The organism is Rhizobium sp. AN5 (genome assembly GCF_900215255.1).
In the GTDB taxonomy this organism is placed as follows: Bacteria; Pseudomonadota; Alphaproteobacteria; order Rhizobiales; family Rhizobiaceae; genus Agrobacterium; species Agrobacterium tumefaciens.
On the sequence record NZ_OCMJ01000004.1, the window covers coordinates 329,713 to 350,779 of the forward strand.

At 59.8% G+C, this 21,067-nt stretch carries 17 protein-coding genes; 9 read left to right on the forward strand and 8 right to left on the reverse strand.

Features of this window, described 5'->3' with window-relative positions; translation table 11 throughout:
• The first annotated feature begins 121 nt into the window (after nucleotides 1-121).
• From CRP02_RS13925 to folD, 3 genes are all read left to right on the forward strand, one after another.
• Nucleotides 122-796: a WecB/TagA/CpsF family glycosyltransferase gene (locus tag CRP02_RS13925; protein ID WP_065688341.1), complete on the forward strand. Its 675-nt coding sequence runs from the start codon at nucleotides 122-124 to the stop codon at nucleotides 794-796.
• Nucleotides 797-909: 113 nt separating this feature from the next.
• Nucleotides 910-2,685: a hypothetical protein gene (locus CRP02_RS13930; protein ID WP_097171506.1), complete on the forward strand. Its 1,776-nt coding sequence runs from the start codon at nucleotides 910-912 to the stop codon at nucleotides 2,683-2,685.
• A 77-nt stretch (nucleotides 2,686-2,762) separates the two neighbouring features.
• Nucleotides 2,763-3,662 carry a bifunctional methylenetetrahydrofolate dehydrogenase/methenyltetrahydrofolate cyclohydrolase FolD gene (gene folD / locus CRP02_RS13935; protein ID WP_097171507.1) on the forward strand — a complete coding sequence of 300 codons (900 nt, stop codon included), beginning with the start codon at nucleotides 2,763-2,765 and terminating at the stop codon, nucleotides 3,660-3,662.
• Between the two features lie 9 nt (nucleotides 3,663-3,671).
• On the opposite strand, the gene CRP02_RS13940 is transcribed toward folD, so the two are convergent.
• The gene (locus CRP02_RS13940) at nucleotides 3,672-4,697 is read right to left on the reverse strand and encodes a LacI family DNA-binding transcriptional regulator (RefSeq protein ID WP_003515127.1); all 1,026 of its coding nucleotides are present in this window, start codon (nucleotides 4,695-4,697) and stop codon (nucleotides 3,672-3,674) included.
• 275 nt (nucleotides 4,698-4,972) lie between these two features.
• On the opposite strand from CRP02_RS13940, the gene CRP02_RS13945 reads away from it, so the two are divergent.
• From CRP02_RS13945 to CRP02_RS13970, 6 genes are all read left to right on the forward strand, one after another.
• Complete coding sequence (locus tag CRP02_RS13945) at nucleotides 4,973-6,334, forward strand: ABC transporter substrate-binding protein (RefSeq protein WP_097171508.1); 1,362 nt, start codon at nucleotides 4,973-4,975, stop codon at nucleotides 6,332-6,334.
• Nucleotides 6,335-6,440: 106 nt separating this feature from the next.
• The gene (locus tag CRP02_RS13950; protein ID WP_179784021.1) at nucleotides 6,441-7,454 is read left to right on the forward strand and encodes a carbohydrate ABC transporter permease; all 1,014 of its coding nucleotides are present in this window, start codon (nucleotides 6,441-6,443) and stop codon (nucleotides 7,452-7,454) included.
• Between the two features lies 1 nt (nucleotide 7,455).
• Complete coding sequence (locus CRP02_RS13955; protein ID WP_097171509.1) at nucleotides 7,456-8,616, forward strand: carbohydrate ABC transporter permease; 1,161 nt, start codon at nucleotides 7,456-7,458, stop codon at nucleotides 8,614-8,616.
• Nucleotides 8,617-8,653: 37 nt separating this feature from the next.
• Complete coding sequence (locus CRP02_RS13960; RefSeq protein WP_097171510.1) at nucleotides 8,654-10,309, forward strand: alpha-glucosidase family protein; 1,656 nt, start codon at nucleotides 8,654-8,656, stop codon at nucleotides 10,307-10,309.
• A 21-nt stretch (nucleotides 10,310-10,330) separates the two neighbouring features.
• Nucleotides 10,331-11,419, forward strand: a complete 1,089-nt coding sequence (locus tag CRP02_RS13965) for an ABC transporter ATP-binding protein (RefSeq protein WP_097171511.1) — start codon at nucleotides 10,331-10,333, stop codon at nucleotides 11,417-11,419.
• A gap of 255 nt (nucleotides 11,420-11,674) precedes the next feature.
• A complete protein-coding gene (locus tag CRP02_RS13970; protein ID WP_050923858.1) occupies nucleotides 11,675-12,031 on the forward strand; it encodes a hypothetical protein in 357 nt (118 codons plus the stop codon).
• A 21-nt stretch (nucleotides 12,032-12,052) separates the two neighbouring features.
• Here the strand turns inward: CRP02_RS13970 and CRP02_RS13975 are convergent, their stop codons facing one another.
• The 7 genes from CRP02_RS13975 to CRP02_RS14005 form a co-directional block, all read right to left on the reverse strand.
• Nucleotides 12,053-13,417 (reverse strand): metallophosphoesterase, encoded by a 1,365-nt coding sequence (locus CRP02_RS13975; RefSeq protein WP_097172774.1) that lies wholly within the window; start codon nucleotides 13,415-13,417, stop codon nucleotides 12,053-12,055.
• A 193-nt stretch (nucleotides 13,418-13,610) separates the two neighbouring features.
• Nucleotides 13,611-15,431: a phosphogluconate dehydratase gene (gene edd, locus CRP02_RS13980; RefSeq protein WP_003515140.1), complete on the reverse strand. Its 1,821-nt coding sequence runs from the start codon at nucleotides 15,429-15,431 to the stop codon at nucleotides 13,611-13,613.
• 123 nt (nucleotides 15,432-15,554) lie between these two features.
• Nucleotides 15,555-16,253 (reverse strand): 6-phosphogluconolactonase, encoded by a 699-nt coding sequence (gene pgl, locus CRP02_RS13985; protein WP_003515141.1) that lies wholly within the window; start codon nucleotides 16,251-16,253, stop codon nucleotides 15,555-15,557.
• Between the two features lie 10 nt (nucleotides 16,254-16,263).
• Nucleotides 16,264-17,739: a glucose-6-phosphate dehydrogenase gene (gene zwf, locus CRP02_RS13990; protein WP_003515142.1), complete on the reverse strand. Its 1,476-nt coding sequence runs from the start codon at nucleotides 17,737-17,739 to the stop codon at nucleotides 16,264-16,266.
• 137 nt (nucleotides 17,740-17,876) lie between these two features.
• Nucleotides 17,877-18,227, reverse strand: coding sequence for a hypothetical protein (locus CRP02_RS13995; RefSeq protein ID WP_097171512.1), 351 nt, complete (start codon nucleotides 18,225-18,227; stop codon nucleotides 17,877-17,879).
• A gap of 26 nt (nucleotides 18,228-18,253) precedes the next feature.
• A complete protein-coding gene (locus tag CRP02_RS14000; RefSeq protein ID WP_097171513.1) occupies nucleotides 18,254-19,540 on the reverse strand; it encodes an NAD(P)/FAD-dependent oxidoreductase in 1,287 nt (428 codons plus the stop codon).
• 10 nt (nucleotides 19,541-19,550) lie between these two features.
• Nucleotides 19,551-20,987, reverse strand: a complete 1,437-nt coding sequence (locus CRP02_RS14005) for a glutamine synthetase family protein (RefSeq protein WP_013635499.1) — start codon at nucleotides 20,985-20,987, stop codon at nucleotides 19,551-19,553.
• Nucleotides 20,988-21,067: the final 80 nt, after the last annotated feature.

The following is a 21,067-nucleotide window of genomic DNA, read 5'->3' on the forward strand; positions in this document are numbered from 1 at the left end:
TATTCGATCGGTTGCCTTCAGGGTAAATTCAACCAGCACCTGTATAAACAGACCCATGAGCTGCCGTCCCGCAAACCATGCGCCGGATTGGCAGCGGTGGATTTGGCATTCGGGGGCTGGCATGAATTTCGCGGCAGATTTTGCGCGGACGGGATCGCAACGGAATATTCACGGACTGCGCGTCTGTGATCTGGACTGGAACGGGGCGCTGGAAATGGTCAGCGGCCAGGCTTCGGCTTGTGACGGCCACACGATGCTCTCGTTTCTCACCATCCAGAATGCCAGGCTGTCCCTCAAGGACATTGCTTACAGGCAGATTCTGGAAAGCTGTCTGCTTCTGCCGCAGGGCAGGGGTATGAATGCCGCCGCACGGGCCGAACACGGCAAGCCTCTGCCCGAGACCATCGATGGCGTTGCCTTCGTCATGGCACTTCTGACCTATATGGCGGTGCCGAAACGTATCGGCGTTGCGGGGGATGATGCAGCACAGGTCGGAGAGGTCCTCGCCAAGCTGCGCGCACATGCGCCCTGGCATGATTTCGTGATGCTGAACCGGGATACTTCGGGCGTGAAGGTCGATGTCGTGCTGGCGGGCATGCTTGCGGAAAACCAGGAGAAATGGCTGCATCGCAGCATCAATCGCGATGATGCGCGTCTCGCCATCGCGGTCGGTCCCCTGTTCAAGGTGCTGGCTTCCGAAGTGGCCGGCATGCCCGAAATCTTTCGCAAGCTGCATATGAGTTGGCTTTACAGCCTTTGCGCCGAGCCCTGGCACATCGCGCTCGGCAAGGGCTGAGCCGGGTCCGCAAGGCCCGCGTTAACCATTTGTTTGCCACGATCCTTTAACCTCCCGTAAGGTTTTGAAAGCCGCCTGTTGCGGGCGGCGCCGAGCGTGGCAGACGGCTTCAGATGGTTGATCACAGTCCCGATATGATGGCGACGCGCCCTGATGAGGATGGTGTTGCCGCGCCTGCGTCGCAATTTCGCAAACATTGTCTGCGGCTTCTGACAGCCGGTTGCGTAGCCGCCGCCACCGTTGTGGGGGCTGCACTTCCGCTGCTGCTCATCGATTCCGGTTTTCGCGGATATGTTTCGCAGGCGCGTGTCGAGGTTACCCAGACCGGCTACGACGCTCCCGATGCGGCACGCATTCTTGCCATGGCCCGCCGCACCCTGCTTTCTCCTTCCGGTCTGGACCGTATAACGGGCGACCTCAAATTGAAGCCCGCCGACATGGTCGGCGTTCGCAATCAGGGCGAACTTGGCCTGCTTTTCGACCTTTTGACCGGGGCGGATGCCCGTTCGCTTTCCCCGCGCGAAGCATTGAACGGTGCTGTGGGCGAGGCGATCCGGCTGGAACTGACGCCGGATGAAAACACGCTGATCGTAACCTCGAAGGCAGCAACGCCGGAAACCGCGATGCGGCTTACGGATTATCTTTCGATCCGTGTCATGGCGGATGGCAAGGCCGGCACCATGACGCCCGCCATGCGCGAGACGGAGCGGGCGCGCACCCGGTTGGACGAGGCGGAAGCCGCCTTGAACGGTTTCCAGATGCGCCACGGCGAGACCGTTCTGTCGGAAGTGCAGCAACTCGAGCAGCAATTGCGCGACCTCAATGACAGCCTTGCGGGGACGACCCAGCAGCAGCAGTCGCTTCAGACGGATCTGGCGGTGGCCACCGGCCTCAAGCCGAATGACGTATTGTCAAAGCCCCTGCCGTCAGGCGCTGCTTTCGCTGTGCTTGAGGACATCAGGCAAAGACATGCAAGTGCCAGCATGGCGCTTTCAGGCGTCTCGGTCGATTACGGCCCGAAACATCCCCGCCGCATCGCCGCCCAAAACGCCGTGGATGCCGTGCAGGCGCTTGTCGCTCCGGCATTGCGTCAGCTGGTCGATGGCTTGCGCGCTGATGAGAAGCGCGTCGCACAGGAAGTTGCAATCGCGAACGCCGAACGAACGAAACATCTCGACCGCCTGAACAGCCTTGGTGTCACGCCCGGTGAATTCTCCAGATTGCAGGGTGAACTGGAAACGGCGCGAAATGCCTATCTTGAGGCGAGCGAGCGTCGGGACATGTCCGCATCCACCACAACCGCCGTTGAGACCCGCCTCACCAGGAAGGCCGGACCGGGTGAATTGTCGCGCGACCTGACACAAGCCGCGATGCTGGCAGGCGGTGGCGCGTTGATCGGCCTGTTGGGCAGCCTGTATCTCCTGAGCTACCGTCGCCATGACGAGGAGGAGGCACTCGTCTTCGATGATGCGCACGTTCGGCCCTCCGAAGAAGCGCCTGAGCAATCGGGGCAGTTTCCCGAGTTCGAGCCGATCGAGCCGGATGTGTTCCATGATCTGGACGAACTGGCCGCGGATAGCGAATTCGAGCCGGAGGCTGAGTTCACGGACTATTACGCCGGGGCGGCGAACGATAGCGGATTCGATACCGATGACATTCCGCTGGACGAGCGTGTGCGGCAGGTTCTGATGGGCAACCGCACCGTCAGGAATACCCCCCAGACGACACCGGAGCTGCCGCCCTTGCTCAGTGAAGCCCTTGCCGGGCATTTCGATCACGAGCAGGCCGAAGCCGAGGAATTGGCGGAATTGAGACGCGAGTTGGCGCTCTTGAGGGAGCGCCTCGCCGATTACGCCGAGCATCGCGACGACTATCGCAAAACTGCCTGACGAAGCTGCATTTTTGCTTGCATTCCTGCAAAGTCGGCACCATACGGGGCCAACGTAATCCAGCAGGAGCAGGACGCATGGCAGTTGTGATTGACGGAAAGGCAAAGGCGGCTTCGGTAACGGAGGCGGTCCGCAAATCGGCAGAAACGCTTGAGGCGGAACAGGGTGTGAAGCCCGGTCTCGCGGTTGTCATCGTCGGCAACGATCCGGCCAGCCACGCTTACGTGAATTCCAAAAGCAAGACAGCCAAGCAATGCGGCTTCAATTCCGTTCAGCACACGCTGCCGGAAGAAACAACTCAAGATCAGCTTCTGAAGTTGGTCGGCGAACTGAACGCCGATGCCTCCATCCACGGCATTCTGGTACAGCTTCCTTTGCCGAAACACTTCAATTCCGATGAGATCATCCAGTCGATCCTGCCCGAGAAGGATGTGGATGGCCTGAGCGTGCTGAACGCCGGCAAGCTGGCGACCGGCGATCTCGCAACCGGCCTCATCTCCTGCACGCCAGCCGGCGCCATGCTTCTGGTGCGCAGCATTCACGGCGAAGATCTTTCCGGCCTGAACGCCGTGGTCATCGGCCGCTCCAACCTCTTCGGCAAGCCGATGGGCCAGCTTCTGCTGAACGCCAACGCCACGGTGACGATGGCGCATTCGCGCACCAAGGATCTCGCCACCGTCTGCAAGACGGCCGATATTCTCGTGGCGGCGGTGGGTCGCGCGGCAATGGTGAAGGGCGATTGGGTAAAGCCCGGCGCTACCGTCATCGATGTCGGCATCAACCGCGTTCCCGCTCCGGAAAAGGGTGAAGGCAAATCGAAGCTGGTCGGTGACGTCGCCTATGATGAGGCAAGCGCTGTCGCTGCTGCCATCACCCCCGTTCCGGGCGGCGTAGGCCCGATGACGATCGCCATGCTGATGGCCAACACCGTCATCGCCGCCTATCGCGCGCTTGGAAAGACCGCACCGAAGTTCTGAAATCGGTAGTTACTCTTTCGGAGCCGGTCCTGTGGAGGCGCGGACGACAAGTTCCGCCTTCCAGAGTTCCTGATGAGGTTCGGTCTGGTTGAGCTTGATCCGGTTGATCAGGCGCTGCCCGACACGCACCCCCGCCGCCCGCAAGGATGAGCGGGTGGTGGTGAGAGGCACCGAAAAATTGTCGGGCTTCAACAGCGGCAACACATCGTCATGTGCGATCAGCGAAATATCCTTGCCCGGTTTCAGGCCGCGCTGGTTGAGCGAGCGGATCACGCCGAGTGCCAATGCGGTACTGGCGCACACGATGGCGGTTGGTCTTTCCGGCTGTGACAACAGCGCTTCCATGCCGAGATAACCCTCCTCGTCGGTCATGCTGCTGTGTCTTGTGTTTTCCGGGCGCAATGTCAGCCCATTTGCCGTCAGCGCCTTTTCCACCCCGAGACAGCGGCGGAAGGTGAAGTCGTAGCCCTCCGGCCCGTTCAGAAGCCCGATCCGCTTGTGGCCAAGCTGAAGCAGCAGCTGGGTCGCATCGCGAAATGCGGCCTCATTGTCGACGTCGAGAAAGGGATAATCCTCTTCCACGCCGATGGAGCGGCCATGGACGAGGAAGGGCAGGGAAAGCGATTGCATCATGGCGATGCGGGCGTCGTTCTTCTTCATATAGGCGAGGTAGATGCCATCGACGCTGCCGCTCGCCGCCAGCCCCCGCAGGGCTTCCCGTTCCTTTTCCGGCTCCGTGGGGGTGATGACGAGGTGAAATCCGCTGCGAGCCGCTTCTTCGCCTAGACCGCTCAGGAATTCGCCGAAATGCACATCCGAGCGGTGGTGTTCGCCAACCGGCATGACCAGTCCGATGGAGCCGACCTTGCCGGTCGCCAACCGTTGCGCCGCGGCATTCGGGCGATATCCGGTCTTTTCGGCGGCTTCCATGACGCGGCGGCGCGTCTCTGCGCTCACCTCGGGATATCCGTTGAGCGCTCTGCTGACGGTTGTCTGAGAAATCCCCAGCAGTTGCGACAACTGTTTCAGGTTCATGTTTGTTTTTCCTCCATGCGCGCGCATCGGAAATGGCAAAAGCCTCTCCTCTAACTCCCAAAGCGCTTTAGTTTTTTACCAGTCCCTGCCGATTTTCTCAATCGAAAACGATAGCCGCCTTTCTAAGTAAGTATGACTATTCATACGACAATGCGGCAGGTCCAGCGAAAGAGCCTCTTGACTCCTTCTTAATGACAATGAGATGAATAGGCAGCCAAAGCGCTTTGATTTATGGGAGATGCTTTGAGCCTTTTATGTGATGGGAGGTAAATCACATGCAGAAGACCTTTTTGGCGACGGCGGCTTCGATAGTGCTGCTGTCGGGTTCGGCCTTTGCCGCCGATCTGAAATTCGCGCCCGGTCAGGATGCCAAGTTCAACTGGAAAAGCTACGAAGCCTTCAAGGCGGCCCATGCTGACCTCAAAGGTCAGACGCTGACGATTTTCGGGCCCTGGCGCGGTGAGGACGAGGCGCTGTTCCAGACGGTGCTGGCCTATTTCTCCGACGCGACCGGCGTGAACGTCCGCTATTCCTCCTCGGAAAACTACGAACAGCAGATCGTCATCGACACGCAGGCGGGTTCTCCGCCCAACATCGCCATCCTGCCACAGCCCGGTCTTCTGGCCGATCTCGCCGCCAAGGGTTTTCTGGTTCCGCTCGGCGATGAGACCGCAAGCTGGGTCAAGGACAATTACGGCGCTGGCCAGTCCTGGGTTGATCTCGGCAGCTACAAGGGCAAGGACGGCAACAAGGCTTACTTTGCATTTCCCTTCAAGGCCGACGTGAAGTCGCTCGTCTGGTACGTGCCTGAGAACTTCGAGGAAGCGGGCTATAAAGTGCCCGAGAGCATGGAAGACCTGTTCAAGCTGACGGACCAGATCGTTGGCGATGGCGGCACACCCTGGTGCATCGGCCTCGGTTCCGGCGGTGCGACCGGCTGGCCGGCAACGGACTGGGTGGAAGACCTGATGCTGCGCACACAGCCGCTCGACGTCTATCAGAAATGGACGACGAACGAGGTGAAGTTCACTGACCCGGCCGTGGTTGCGGCAATCAATGAATTCGGCAAATTCGCCAAGAACGAAAAATATGTCAGCGGCGGCGTTGCGGCTGTGGCATCCACCGACTTCCGCGACAGCCCGAAGGGCCTCTTCGACATTCCGCCGAAGTGCTACCTCCACCATCAAGCGTCCTTCGTGCCGTCCTTCTTCCCTGATGGTACCAAGGTCGGAACGGATGTGGATTTCTTCTATATGCCGACCTATGCCGCAAAGCCTGAACTCGGAAAGCCGGTTCTGGGCGCCGGCACGCTCGTCACCATCACCAAGGAAGCGCCCGCCGCCAAGGCTTTCGTCGACTTCCTGAAAACCCCGATCGCCCATGAAGTCTGGATGGCACAGTCCAGCTTCCTGACGCCGTATAAGGGTGTGAATGTCGATACCTATGCCAACGAGCAGATGAGGCGCCAGGGTGAAATCCTCACCTCCGCGACCACCTTCGGCTTTGACGGTTCCGACCTGATGCCGGGCAAGATCGGCGCGGGTGCATTCTGGACCGGCATGATCGATTTCGTCGGGGGCAAGTCGGCCGATCAGGTCGCTGCCGATATCCAGAAGGCCTGGGACGGCCTGAAGTAACCTCAACAGCGCTTGACCCGGCGGTGATGCCGCCGGGCCTTTGCCAACGGAACGGCCGTCGACCGCATATAATCAGCGCGGCGCGGAGAGGATCAAGGGAGGGAACATGGCTCAACAACTCGTTTCTGCCATCGGCGTCATGGTGGCCGGCGTTTTTGCCTGCGCCGCCTATTATTGGCTATCCGACAAACTGTTGCAGGTAATCTTTCCCGTCCGCTCGGGAGACGTGTTGCAGGCATCCCGCAACCTCAACCGCCGCGCAGCGGTCAGGCCCTGGCTGTTCATCGGCCCCGCTCTTCTTCTTCTTCTCGTCTATCTGGTATATCCCGTCATCGCCACGCTGATCCTCTCTTTCTATGACCGGACCGGCGCCGAATTCGTCGGTCTTGCCAATTATCGCTGGGCATTTTTCGATGCCGGCTTCCGGCAATCGATCTTCAACAACATCCTCTGGCTGGCCGTGGTGCCGGCGGCCTGCACATTCTTCGGCCTCGTTATTGCCGTCATGACCGACCGCATCTGGTGGGGCAACATCGCCAAATCCATCGTCTTCATGCCGATGGCGATCTCCTTCGTCGGTGCCTCCGTCATCTGGAAATTCATTTACGAGTATCGCGCCGAGGGTCAGGTGCAGATCGGCCTCCTCAACGCCGTCGTCGAGTTTTTCGGCGGCAGCCCGGAGGTGTGGATTTCCATGCCCTTCTGGAACAACTTTTTCCTGATGGTCATCCTCATCTGGATTCAGACCGGCTTTGCCATGGTCATCCTGTCTGCAGCGCTGCGCGGCATTCCGGAAGAGACAATCGAAGCGGCCGTCATCGATGGCGCCAATGGCTGGCAGATCTTCTGGAAGATCATGGTCCCGCAAATCTGGGGCACCATCGCCGTCGTCTGGACAACCATCACCATTCTCGTTCTTAAGGTTTTCGACATCGTGCTGACCATGACTAACGGTCAGTGGAACACCATGGTTCTCGCCAACCTCATGTTCGACTGGATGTTCCGCGGCGGCGGTGACAGTGGCCGAAGTGCGGTCATAGCGCTTATCATCATGGCGGCCGTCACCCCGATCATGATCTGGAACATCCGCCAGGCAAACCGCGAGATGGAGGGCCGCTGAGATGGATATCGTAAAACGTCTGCGCCGCGTCGGCCTGCCGCGCCTCATCGTCCATGCCAGCGTGCTGGTCGTCGTGCTTCTCTGGCTGCTGCCCACGCTCGGCATTCTCGTAAGTTCCCTGCGCGACAAGGACCAGATCACCGTGTCGGGCTGGTGGACGGCCTTTTCCAGTTCCGAACAGACCGCGGCGGTTCGCCTTGCCGACGCTGCCGTGCAGAAGCAGGACGGGAACCGCTACGTCATATCAGGTAATGTTTTTGAAAGCGGACAGGGGGGCAAGGTTGCAGCCTTCGGCGTTCGCGTGCAGGAGCCGACGGCCTTCAAAGCCGGTGAAGCGGCAGATATCGGCGACGGGGAAACGCTGCTCGTCAATACCGATGGCACCTATGAATACAGCAAGGCCTCGAGCTTCGAGGGCTCGCGCGGCAAGCGCGTCTATATTTCCGTCGCGACGCCGCCGGTCTTCACACTCGACAATTATCGAACCGTCCTGACCTCGGAAGGCATCGGTCAGTCCTTCGTCAACTCGCTGACAGTCACCGTGCCGGCAACCGTCATCCCGATCCTCATCGCCGCCTTTGCCGCCTATGCGCTGTCATGGATGAGCTTTTCCGGCCGCAATTTTCTGATTGCGATGGTGGTGGGCCTGATCGTTGTACCGTTGCAGATGTCGCTGATACCGCTCCTGAAACTCTACAACGAAATCGGCAATATCTTCGGCGTACCGTCCAAGACCTATGCCGGCATCTGGCTGGCGCATACCGCCTTCGGCCTGCCGCTCGCCATCTACCTGTTGCGCAACTACATTTCCGGCCTGCCGAAAGAGATTATCGAAAGTGCGCGTGTCGATGGCGCGAGCGACTTCGAAATCTTCGTCAAGATCATCCTGCCGCTGTCCTTCCCGGCGCTCGCCTCCTTCGCCATCTTCCAGTTCCTGTGGACCTGGAACGACCTGCTCGTCGCCATGGTCTTCCTCGGCACGCAGAAGGATGAGCTGGTACTGACCGGTGCCTTGAACGCGCTGCTCGGTTCGCGCGGCGGCAACTGGGAGATTCTCACCGCCTCGGCCTTCGTCACCATTGTCGTGCCGCTTGGCGTCTTCTTCGCCCTTCAACGTTATCTCGTGCGTGGCCTGCTCTCAGGCTCCGTCAAGGGAGGCTGATTATTCCATGAACGCCCATACCAGACAGGATGAGACTATGACCGCTCCGGTGACTTCGGCTTTGACGCCCAACAAGGATTGGTGGCGCGGTGCCGTGATCTATCAGATCTACCCGCGCTCCTATCAAGACTCCAATGGCGACGGCATCGGCGATCTCAAGGGCATCACCGATCGGTTGGCGCATATTGCCGGTCTCGGTGCCGACGCCATCTGGATTTCGCCCTTCTTCACCTCGCCGATGAAGGATTTCGGTTACGACGTCTCGAATTATGTCGATGTCGATCCGATGTTCGGCACGCTTGCCGATTTCGACGGCTTGATCGCGGAAGCGCACCGTCTCGGTATCCGCGTCATGATCGACCTCGTCATGTCGCACACGTCTGACCAGCATCCGTGGTTCGTGGAAAGCCGCGCCAGCCGCAACAATCCGAAATCGGACTGGTATGTCTGGTCGGACAGCAAGCCGGATGGCACGCCGCCCAACAACTGGCTGTCGATCTTCGGCGGCTCCGGCTGGCAGTGGGACCCCACACGCATGCAATATTACATGCACAACTTCCTGACCTCGCAGCCGGATCTCAACCTGCATAATCCGGAAGTGCAGGAAGAACTGCTCAATATCACCCGCTTCTGGCTGAAGCGCGGCGTCGATGGTTTCCGTCTGGACACCATCAACTTCTATTTCCATGATCTGGAATTGCGCGACAACCCGGCGCTGGCGCCGGAGCGCCGCAATGCTTCCACGGCACCTGCGGTCAATCCCTACAATTTCCAGGAACATCTCTACGACAAGAACCGCCCGGAAAACATCGCCTTCCTGAAGCGCTTCCGCGCCGTGCTGGACGAGTTTCCGGATATCGCCGCTGTCGGTGAAGTGGGCGACAGCCAGCGCGGACTCGAAATCGTCGGCGAATACACCTCCGGCGACGACAAGATGCAGATGTGCTACGCCTTCGAATTCCTGGCGCCGGATGCGCTCACGCCGCAGCGTGTTGCCGATGTGCAGGCGGATTTTGCCAGGGCTGCACCGGAAGGCTGGGCCTGCTGGGCGTTTTCCAACCACGATGTCGTGCGCCATGTCAGCCGCTGGGGCGAGCATGTCGAAGACAAGGACGCTTTCGCAAAGGTGCTCTCGGCCCTGTTGATGACGCAGCGCGGCTCCGTCTGCATCTATGAGGGTGAAGAGCTGGGCCTTACTGAAGCCGATATTGCTTTTGAGGATTTGCAGGACCCCTACGGCATCCAGTTCTGGCCGGAATTCAAGGGCCGCGACGGTTGCCGCACACCGATGGTGTGGGATGCGGGCCACGCACAGGCAGGCTTCTCGACCTCGGACAAGACCTGGCTGCCCATTCCGGCCGAACACAAGCGGCGCGCCGTCAGCGCCCAGCAGGGCAATGAGGCGTCCGTGCTGGAGCACTACCGTCGCTTCCTTTCCTTCCGCAAAAAGCATCCTGCTTTTGCGAAGGGCGGCATCGAATTCCAGCCAGTGGAGGGCGATGTGCTGAGCTACACCCGCACGCTCGGCAACGAAACCGTTCTGTGCCTCTTCAATCTGTCTGCGACGTCAGCAAAGGCGACGCTGCCGGAAGGGAACTGGGAGGTTCTCGAAGGCCACGGCTTTGCAAGCGGTGTGGACGGCAGAAGCGTAGAACTTCCGGCATGGGGCGCTTTCTTCGCCCGTTACGCCTGATAGAGCAGGGAGGAACAACCCATGACAAGTCTCGTTCTCAAGGATATCCGCAAATCATACGGGCAGGTGAAAGTCCTGCACGGCATCGATCTGGAGATCGAACAGGGCGAATTCATCGTTTTCGTCGGCCCATCCGGCTGCGGAAAATCGACGTTGCTGCGCATGATTGCGGGTCTGGAGGAAATCACCGGCGGCGAAATGTTCATCGACGGCCAGCTGGTCAATGAAATCCCGCCCTCGCGTCGGGGTATTGCCATGGTGTTCCAGTCCTATGCGCTTTATCCGCATATGACTGTCTACGACAATATGGCCTTCGGCATGAAGATCGCCAAGGAAAACAAGCAGGAGATCGACCGCCGCGTCCGCGCCGCTGCCGAAATCCTGCAGCTGACGCAATATCTGGAGCGCTTGCCAAAGGCTCTGTCTGGCGGCCAGCGCCAGCGCGTTGCCATCGGCCGTGCCATCTGCCGCAATCCCAAGGTGTTTCTGTTCGATGAACCCCTGTCGAACCTCGATGCCGCGCTGCGCGTCGCAACCCGCATCGAAATCGCCAAGCTCAACGAGCAGATGGCCGATACGACGATGATCTACGTCACCCACGATCAGGTGGAGGCGATGACGCTGGCCGACCGTATCGTCGTTTTGAATGCGGGTCGTGTGGAGCAGGTCGGCCCGCCGCTGGACCTTTACGAAAACCCCGCCAACCTCTTCGTGGCGCGGTTCATCGGCTCGCCCGCCATGAACATCATTGCGGCAAAAATTGCCGTAGCCGGAGAGCGGACTTCAATCGAACTTGCCGGCGGCAAGACGCTGAACGTCGTCGTTCCCACGCTTGCAACCGAGCAGGGCAAGGCCGCGAGCTTCGGTGTCCGGCCGGAGGATTTGAGCATCGTTACCGGCGACGATTATCTTTTCGAGGGAAAAGTCGCGATCGTCGAGGCTCTCGGTGAAGTAACCCTGCTTTATCTCGAAGCGCCCAAGGGGCAGGAGCCGATCATCGTCAAGGTGCCGGGCATCGTATCCGTCGCCAAGGGTCAGACCCTGCGTTTTGCGGCACCACAGGCAAAGCTCCATCTCTTTGATGCCGAGGGAAAGAACTACCGCAGATAGTTGCGGAGACATTGGCCGGTGAGCTTCAGGAAACATGCCCCGGAACGTCCCCGTTCCGGGGTTTTTTCATGATGTTTTGCCGCTGTGGAAAAATGCCGAAAATGTTCCGTCTTCGGTCTGTTTAAGGTGACGCTGATATGAATTGTTAAAGACTACGTTTTAATCTTGGAGACGTTGAAAGAGCATGGAGGTCGGGGCGTGCAGAGCAGTGCGGGTGTTATCAAGAACAGTTACCTGACCAAGGAAGAATCCTTCATGTACGACCGCGAAGGCCGGTTTCGCATGGAAGACACCATGAATGCGGCGCGCATCGAATATACCGAGAAGGCCGTCATGCACATGGCCGCTCGCCGTTGCGACGTCATTCGCATTTCCCAGACCGAGGCCGTGCTGGCACTGCTGACGAAATACAATCTTCCGAACCAGTTCTATCTGGATATTCCCGACGCCCGCATCAACAAGATCGGCTGCGTTATGTTGCGCGTCAACGCCAACAACACCATCCACGTTCGTTTTCTGCGCATGCTGACACAAAAGGAACTCGACCGCATTTTCGTGTTCAGCACGCATCCGGCGCACAAGGACCGGAAGCTCGATATCCGGTCTTTCTGAGGGGCTGGAGAATCTCCGGCTTCAGGAAAGCCCACCCAGAACCGTCTGCTTCAGCTTCACATCCGGCACTTCCGCAAACGTAAGATCGCTGCGGCCGAAATAGGATTTCTGGTTGGTGGCGGACCAGTCGTTGCAGACCAGTTTGTAGCGCTCTCTCGCGACCGGTTTTTCCGGCATGGCGTAGAGATAATCGCCGGTGCGGTCAGCAAGCGGAATGTCGCCGTCCTGGTTGCAGCGCTTGAGGATTTGCGCAAGCGCTTCGCCATCCACTTCCGTCACCATCAGCTTGCCGTCGAAACGCAGCGAGGCGTTGAAATCGTAGCGGCGGATATCACCCTGTGGCAAACCAGCGCCGAAGGAGGTGTGGCCGATGAAGCCGACATCCGCGCCGGTTTTTGCGGCGATAAGTTGCGCCACACGGCGTCCGGCCTCGTCAACTGTCATCGCCTTTTCCGTTTTGCCGACAACCGCCTTCTCTTCTGCCGTCAGATGTTTGTCGAGTGTCTGTTCGATCAGGTCTTTGAGCGCCGGGGAGGAGGGGGCGTCGCTGTCGATGGCAACGGTCTCGATCGTCGACGCCTTGCCGGCGGTCAGGATCGTGGCAATGGCCATGGACGTGCACCATGAGCCCGTGTGGACATAGCGCGTCGCACCCTGTTCATGCACGAAGTTCAGGTGATCGTGGCCGCCGACCAGCAGGGTGCCATCGGGCAGCAATGGCAGGATATCGCGGTCGGCAACAACACCGGCGTGGCTGAGAACGATGTTGATCGCCTCGGGCTTGACGATTGCCGGCAGATTCGCCCTGGCCCATTCCACAGGCTGCGGAATGTCCAGCATCTCACGCGTCGCCTTCGGATAGGTATTGATCGCGTTGGTGGCTAGGCCTGCAACGATGACCGGCCGTCCGCCCACAATCACCTCCGCACTGGCCGGTGCGTAGGGTGCGCCGCTGCGCTTGTCGATGATGTTGGACAGTACGGTGATGCCGAGCGCGCGGGCACGACTGACGAAATTTGCGAGGTCGTTATCAATATCCGGCTCATGGTTGCCGATATTGATGACGGTGGGCGCGAGCCTGGCGAGCGCCGAGAGGAACGTCCACTCGATTTCGCCGGACGACCGTGTCGCCACCGCATTGCCGGTTTCGAACAGGTCGCCGTTCAGAAGAATAATGTGGGGTGACTTGTCAGCCGCGATGCGCATTTCTGTAGCCGCTAGGAGCTGCCCGATGCGCTCATAGGCCGAATGCAGGTCGGCAATCACGATTGCACGCAGGGCCACATCCTGCGCCTCCGCCGGCGTTGCCACCACCATCAGCGGCAGTATGGCGGTGCCAGCCATAAGCTTCAGCACGTCACGGCGTTTGCTTGAGAAAATCGTCATGTCTGGCCCCATCATCTTGAAATGCGTCATCGTCCCGCGGCTTGCTGAGAAGCCCCTATAGGGCGATCATCACAGCCGCATGACAAGTTTGGCGTTTAAGAGACGGGAAATAAAGCGGTTTCAGCGCGGGGTATGCAGGTCATGCCAAGAGGGTGCGGAGGCGAGGCCGAATCCGGCCTTCGCCTCCGGGCGATCAATGGAACAGAACGCTGGCGCCCTGGTCGGCAGGGCCGACATTACGGCGGAACGGGGCGAAAAGTTCGCGGCCCATGCCCCATTCGTTGGCGGAAAGGTCGGCGCGCGCCGGTTCGCGCTTTGCGAGCTCTGCGGCTGGAACAAGCACTTCAAGCGTTCCGGAAATGGCGTCGAGACGGATGATATCGCCATCACGGATGAGCGAGATCGGGCCGCATTCGGAAGCTTCCGGCGTGACATGGATGGCGGCCGGCACCTTGCCGGAAGCGCCAGACATGCGTCCGTCCGTCACCAGCGCCACCTTGAAGCCGCGATCCTGCAGTACGCCAAGTGGCGGCGTCAGGCGGTGCAGTTCCGGCATGCCGTTGGCCTTCGGCCCCTGGAAGCGGACGACAGCGATGAAATCGCGGTTGAGTTTGCCGTCCTTGAAGGCATCCTGAAGCTCCTGCTGGTCGTTAAAGACGATCGCGGGCGCCTCGATGATATGGCGTTCGGGCTTGACGGCGGAGATCTTGATGACTGATTTTCCGAGATTGCCGGTCAGCATTTTCAGGCCGCCGGTCGGCTGGAACGGCGTTTCGATGCTGGCGAGAACCTTGGGGTCGTGGCTCTGCTCGGGTGAAGGCTCGCGGGTCACTGCGCCGTTTTCGTCAAGCTTTGCATCCACGGTGTAGGCTTCGAGCCCCTGTCCGAAGACGGTGCGGACATCGTCATGCACGAAGCCCTGTTTCAAAAGCTGCTTGATGAGGAAGCCCATGCCTCCGGCGGCGTGGAAGTGGTTCACATCCGCAAGACCGTTGGGATAGACGCGGGCGAGCAGCGGCACGGTATCCGACAGGTCGGAAATATCCTGCCAGGTGAGGATGATGCCGGCTGCGCGCGCCATGGCGATCAGATGCATGGTGTGGTTGGTCGAGCCACCCGTCGCGTGCAGGCCGACGACGCCGTTGACGATCGAGCGCTCATCGATCATCTCACCCGCAGGCGTGAACTCGTTGCCCTGCGCGGTGATGGCGAGCGCCCGTTTGGCGGCCTCGCGTGTCAGCGCGTCGCGCAGCGGCGTGCCGGGATTGATGAAGGACGAGCCGGGCATGTGGAAACCCATGATCTCCATCAGCATCTGGTTGGAATTTGCCGTGCCGTAGAAGGTGCAGGTGCCGGGACCATGATAGGATTTGGACTCCGCCTCCAGCAGCTCGGCGCGCCCAACCTTGCCCTCTGCATAAAGCTGGCGAATGCGGGATTTCTCGTCGTTCGGCAGGCCGGTGGTCATCGGCCCGGCGGGGATGAAGATGGAGGGCAGGTGACCGAAGGAAAGCGCTGCGATGACGAGGCCGGGAACGATCTTGTCGCAGACGCCGAGATAGACGGCGGCGTCGAACATGTTATGCGACAGGCCGATGCCGGCAGCCATGGCGATGGCATCACGGGAGAACAGCGAGAGCTCCATGCCCGGCTGGCCCTGGGTTACGCCGTCGCACATGGCAGGCACGGCACCCGCGACCTGCGCCACGCCGCCGGCTTGCGCTGCGGCCTCGCGGATGATTGCCGGAAAGGTCTCGTAGGGCTGGTGCGCCGACAGCATGTCGTTATAGGCGGTGATGATGCCGAGATTGCCAACCCGGTCGCCGGCAAGGAGGTCCTTGTCGGCGGGGGAACAGACCGCAAATCCATGCGCGAGGTTACCGCAGGAGAGAGTGGAGCGATGAACCCCCTTCGAAACCTGCAGCCGCAGCCGCTCGAGATAGGTCTCGCGGTAAGGCTTGGAGCGTTCGACGATGCGGGCGGTAATGGCCTGAATGCGGGAATCGGCGGACATGAGCGTTCATCCTGTTCGTTGGTCGAGAACCGGCGTTCCGGGAGATGAAGGACCGGTTATCGTGTTTTCGTCTTGTGTCGTCGGGCGCTGTCGCGGGGCCGCTTGCGCGGCAACCGCATCCAGTTATGGCGCCCAGTAAATATCCACGGCTGTTTCTGCCCGGTTCAGCACGGCGCGGATCGGCATTTCGTCCTCATCCTCGCCCGACTGTGCTTTTTCAAGCGTCGCCTTTTTTGCTGCACCTTCGATGTGGAGCACCAGAAAACCTGCATCGTGAAGGCTGGAGAAGTTGAACGTCAACCGTTCTTCCCCCGCAGTTTCCGCCGCCATGGTCAAAACGCCGCGCGGTTCGTCAAGGTCGAGCGCTTCGTAGAGATTGTCGCCACCGGGAAAGAACGATGCGGTATGCCCATCCGTTCCCATGCCGAGCACGACGACATCGAAAGGATCGCAGATCGCCTCGGTCTTGACAGTCGCAAGCGTCGCTGCATCCTCAGGCGAGGCCGCGGGCTGGAACAGCGGCACGAAATAGGCCGCCTTCGCCTTGTCCTGCAACAGGTTCTCGCTGACCAGCCTGTGGTTCGAGCGCTCGCTCTCCGGCGGCACGAACCGTTCGTCCACCAGCGTCACGCTGATGTTGCTCCAGTCGAGATCATGATGGGAAAGCGCCTGGAAGAACAGCTTGGGCGTTGAACCGCCCGAAACGGCAATGCTTGCCGTTCCGTATTCTTTCGTCGCCGCGTCGAGACGCGCGGCAACATCCGCGGCCAGGGTTTTCGCCAGTTCAGCGGCTGTGTCGAAGACATGGATTGTTTCGCTCATACCCGCGCCCTCAGTCAGCGTCGTGCCAGGTGCGGCCGTCGCGCTCGATCAGTGCGATCGAGCCGCTCGGACCCCAGGTTCCGGCAGTATAACCCTGTACGCCCTGTCCCAGCTCTTCCCAGCTCTTGAGGATCGGATCGACCCAGTCCCAGGCCGCTTCCACTTCGTCGCGGCGCATGAACAGTGTCTGGTTGGAGCGGATGGTATCCATCAAAAGCCGCTCATAGGCATCGGGGCTGCGCACATTGAAGGCTTCGGCAAAGCTCATGTCCAGCGAGACCTGACGCAGACGCATGCCGCCCGGGCCGGGATCCTTGATGAGCAGCGACTGCTTGACGCCTTCGTCCGGTTGGAGGCGAATGACCAGCTTGTTGGCTTCGATCTTGCCGGCCGCATCGTCGAAGATCGAATGCGGGATCTGCTTGAACGTGACGACGATTTCCGAAACGCGGGTCGCAAGGCGTTTTCCCGTGCGAATGTAGAAAGGAACGCCGGCCCAGCGCCAGTTGGCGATTTCGGCCTTGATGGCGACGAAGGTTTCCGTGTTGGAAACGCCGCCCTCCAGCTCCTCCAGATAACCTTTCACCGGGCCGCCTGCGGAAGCGCCGGCGCGGTACTGGCCGCGAACCGTCAGCTTTTCGACGTTGCTGGTGTTGATCGGCTTCAGCGAGCGCAGGACCTTGAGCTTTTCGTCACGCACGGCTTCCGCGTTCATGGAAGCGGGCGGCTCCATGGCAACGAGGCAAAGCAATTGCAGAATGTGGTTCTGCACCATGTCGCGCAACGCACCGGCCGTATCGTAATACCCGGCGCGACCCTCAAGGCCGACAGCTTCTGCGACCGTGATCTGCACGTGGTCGATATGGGCGGAATTCCAAAGCGGCTCGTAAAGCGCGTTGGCAAAACGCAGTGCCATCAGGTTCTGCACCGTCTCCTTGCCGAGATAGTGGTCGATGCGGAAGATCTGTTCTTCCTTGAAGACATGGCCGATGGTGTCGTTGAGTTCCTGCGCCGAGGCAAGGTCGCGGCCGATCGGCTTTTCGACGACGATGCGGGTCGAGCGGGTGATAAGCTTGTGTTCGCGGATCTTGTCGGCGATATCGCCGAAAATGCCGGGCGCAACAGCGAGATAGAAGGCGCGTATGCGCTCCTTGCCCTCATCGAGCAGCTTCTTCAACACGTCCCATCCGTTGCCGGATTTTGCGTCGACGGGAACGTAGAAAAGCCGGTTGAGGAACAGCGCAACCTGCGCATCGTCATATTCGCCCGCCTTCAGATGCTCCTTAAGCGCGTCCTGCGCGAATTTGCGATATTCCTCATGGCTCATGACCGAACGCGACGCGCCGATGATGCGGGTCGGCTCCGTGAACTGGCCTTCGACCTGACGGTGATAAAGGGCCGGCAAAAGCTTGCGCTCTGCCAAATCGCCTGTGCCGCCGAAAACGACACAATCAAAAGCTTCAACAGGAATGATCTGACTGCTCATATCGATACTCTCGATCTTCAAGGGTTGGGGCATCCATAATCTAATCGATTTAAAAATGCCAGTCTCAGTTATGTGAAATTATGAATTTTGGTTTCGCGGGTCGAAAACCCGTACCGATTGTCATTGAGTGATGCCGGCTAGAAAGCAGGGTTCTTGAACAAGCCTTTTGCCGGCGGCGGAACGGAAAAAAAGAAAAAAACGACGATTGCTGCGATTTTCCCCATCCATGATCGCGGTGATGGCTCATCGACCTTGTGCGAGGCATCTATGCTGTCCAGCAGCAATCTTGCCTCATGCCGCTGCCACTCCGGCACCCGGATTTCCATGCCTCCGAAAGCGACCGTCAAATGCCAGTTCACGGAAACGATATGGGCAGAGGGCACGGTGGTGTGGATGCCATAGGCGCGCAGAAACGAACTCGTTACGGCGGTTTCCGCCATCCCGTAACCGGTCGCAATCGTTACAAGCCTGTCGCTAGGTCTTTCCATCAGATCTCCAGATGTGGGCGGATTTCCTAAAACCTGTCTCGCAATGCGTACCATGAGAGCGCCAGGAAAAGCAGCGGTGCCCGCAGCGACGCACCGCCGGGGAAGGACGGAACCTTCAAACGCGCGAATGGCGCAAGCATATCCTGTCTGCCGAGAACGAGATCGGCATAGAGCTTGCCGCAATAGTTCGAAAGCATCACCCCATGGCCGGAATAACCGCCGATGGAGGTGATCCCCGGCATGACTTCCCGCACGAACACCCGCCGTGGCAGGGTGATGCCAACGGAGCCACCCCAAGAATGGGTGATTTCGACATTTCCGAGTTCGGGATAGATTTCCGCGATCTGCCGGCGAATATGGCTGGAAATGTCGCGCGGCGTATCGGCCGTATAGGCCTCGCGTCCGCCGAACAGCAGCCGGTTGTCGGCCGTCTTGCGGAAATAGCGCACCACGAAACGGGAATCGGCCACGGCTTCCTTGCCGGGAATGATGTCGGGATAAGCGTCAAGCGGTGCGGTCGCGCCGATGAAGGAGCGGATGGGCATGATATGGGCCGCTGTCACCGGTTCCAGATTGCCGATATAAGCATTGGTCGCAATCAGCACCCGCGTTGCAGTCAGCGTGCCGGAGGGCGTTTCGATGATGGTCTTGCCGCCCGCCTGGCGTATGGATTTGGCGGGCGTCATTTCATGGATGCCGGCGCCCGCCTCTTTTGCGGCTTTCGCAAGTCCGACCAGCAGCTTCAGCGGATGGATATGGCCGGTGCCGGTATCGCGTGTGCCGCTGAAATAATGGCTGGAGCCGACACGTCTGCGTGCGTCCGCCCGCTCCATGTAGGAAATATGCGGATAGCCGTAGCGATTGTTCATCGCATCGACGCTTTTGCGGTAATCGTCTTCGTAAGCAGCCTTGTGCGCCACATAGAGCTGCCCGGGCAGATATTCCATGTCGATGCCGTGATCGCGGGCGAAGTTGAGGACGTAATGCTTGGCATCCTCGGCGATATCGAACAGTACCTTTGACTGCTCGAAGCCGATCTCGTCTTCCATCTCGTCGGGAAACGAGCGCTGCCCGGTGCCGAATTGCCCGCCGTTGCGGCCGGACGCGCCGTCGCCGAAACGATGCGCCTCGATCAAGGCGACGGAGACACCGTTGGCGGCAAGATTAAAGGCGGCCTGAAGCCCGGTATAGCCGCCGCCGACGATCGCGACGTCCACTGCTTTCGACCCGTCGAGCGCCGGATATTCCGGCCGCTCCTGGGCGCTTGCCTGATACCAGGAAATCCCCGGCGCTATCGGGCTTTGCCACGTCATGCTTCAGACCTCACACGTTGAGAAGCAGGAATTCCCGCTCCCAGGGGCTGATGACCTGCATGAATGTCTCGAATTCCCCGCGCTTCAGGCCCGCATAAAGGCCGACGAATTCATGGCCGAACACCCGCTCGAACTGTTCTTCGCCTTCCAGCAGCGCCACGGCTTCCAGCAGTCCGCGCGGCAGGTCGATGGAGCCTTCATTGGCCGTATCGGCGGTCGGTTCGGTCGGCTCGATATTGTTGACGATGCCGAGCCAGCCGCAGGCAAGCGAGGCGGCAAGCGCGAGATAGGGATTGGCATCCGAACTCGGCAGGCGGTTTTCGACACGCCTTGCCTGCGGGCTGGAAATCGGCACGCGGAAAGCCGTCGTGCGATTGTCGTAACCCCAGGCATTGTTGACCGGGCAAGCCATGTCAGGCGTCAGGCGGCGATAGGAATTCACGTAAGGAGCAAGCATCACCAGCGCGTTCGGAACATAACGCTGCATGCCGCCGACGAAGGCGAAGAACTCCTTGGAAGGGCCACCGTCCTTGTTGGAGAAGATATTGCGGCCGCTGTCGATCTCCACCACCGACTGATGGATATGCATGGCCGAACCCGGCTGACCCTGCATGGGCTTGGCCATGAAGGTGGCGTAGATGCCATGCTTCAATGCTGCCTCACGGATCGTGCGCTTGAACAGGAACACCTGGTCGGCAAGTTCGATCGGATCGCCATGGCGCAGGTTGATTTCCAGCTGGGCCGGGCCTTCCTCGTGGATCAGCGTGTCGATCTCGAGGCCCTGTTTTTCGGAGAAGTGATAGATATCGTCGATCAGTTCGTCGAACTCGTTGATGCCGGCGATGGAATAGCTCTGCCCACCGACGATGGAGCGTCCGGAGCGGCCCTTCGGCGGATGCAGCGGATAATCGGGGTCGTCATTCATGGCGACCAGGTAGAATTCGATTTCCGGCGCGACGACCGGCTTCCAGCCTTTTTCCGTGTAAAGCGAAAGCACGTTTTTCAGCACGTTGCGCGGCGTATAGGGAACGAAATTACCCTCGGCATCCACGACATCGCAGATCACCTGCGCGGTCGGGTCGCTTTCCCATGGCACCACGGACAGCGTGGAAAGATCAGGCACCAGCTTCAGGTCGCTGTCGCGCGGCTCATAGCGGAAGTTTGCCGTCTCATCCGGATATTCGCCCGAGATCGTGTGGCGATAGAGCGCGGAGGGCAGGGCAAGCGAGGTGTCGCCCGTAAATTTCGCCGTCGGCATCATCTTGCCACGCGCAACCCCGGCAAGATCGGGTGTTATGCATTCAATATCCTCGATACCGCGCGCCCTCAACCATTGCGAGGCTTCGCGCCAGGAGGAAACGCCACGGGTAGAGGAAAGGTCGAGGGGAGGTTTCTTTGCCATGGTTGCCTGCTTCTTCGGGCGGAGCATGGTTTTCTTCGGGGGCATGTATCACCGGGTCTGTGTTTCGACTGGCGCCATCATAACCGGAGTTTGGCAATTGGCGAGGGGGAAAGCGCCATTGACAA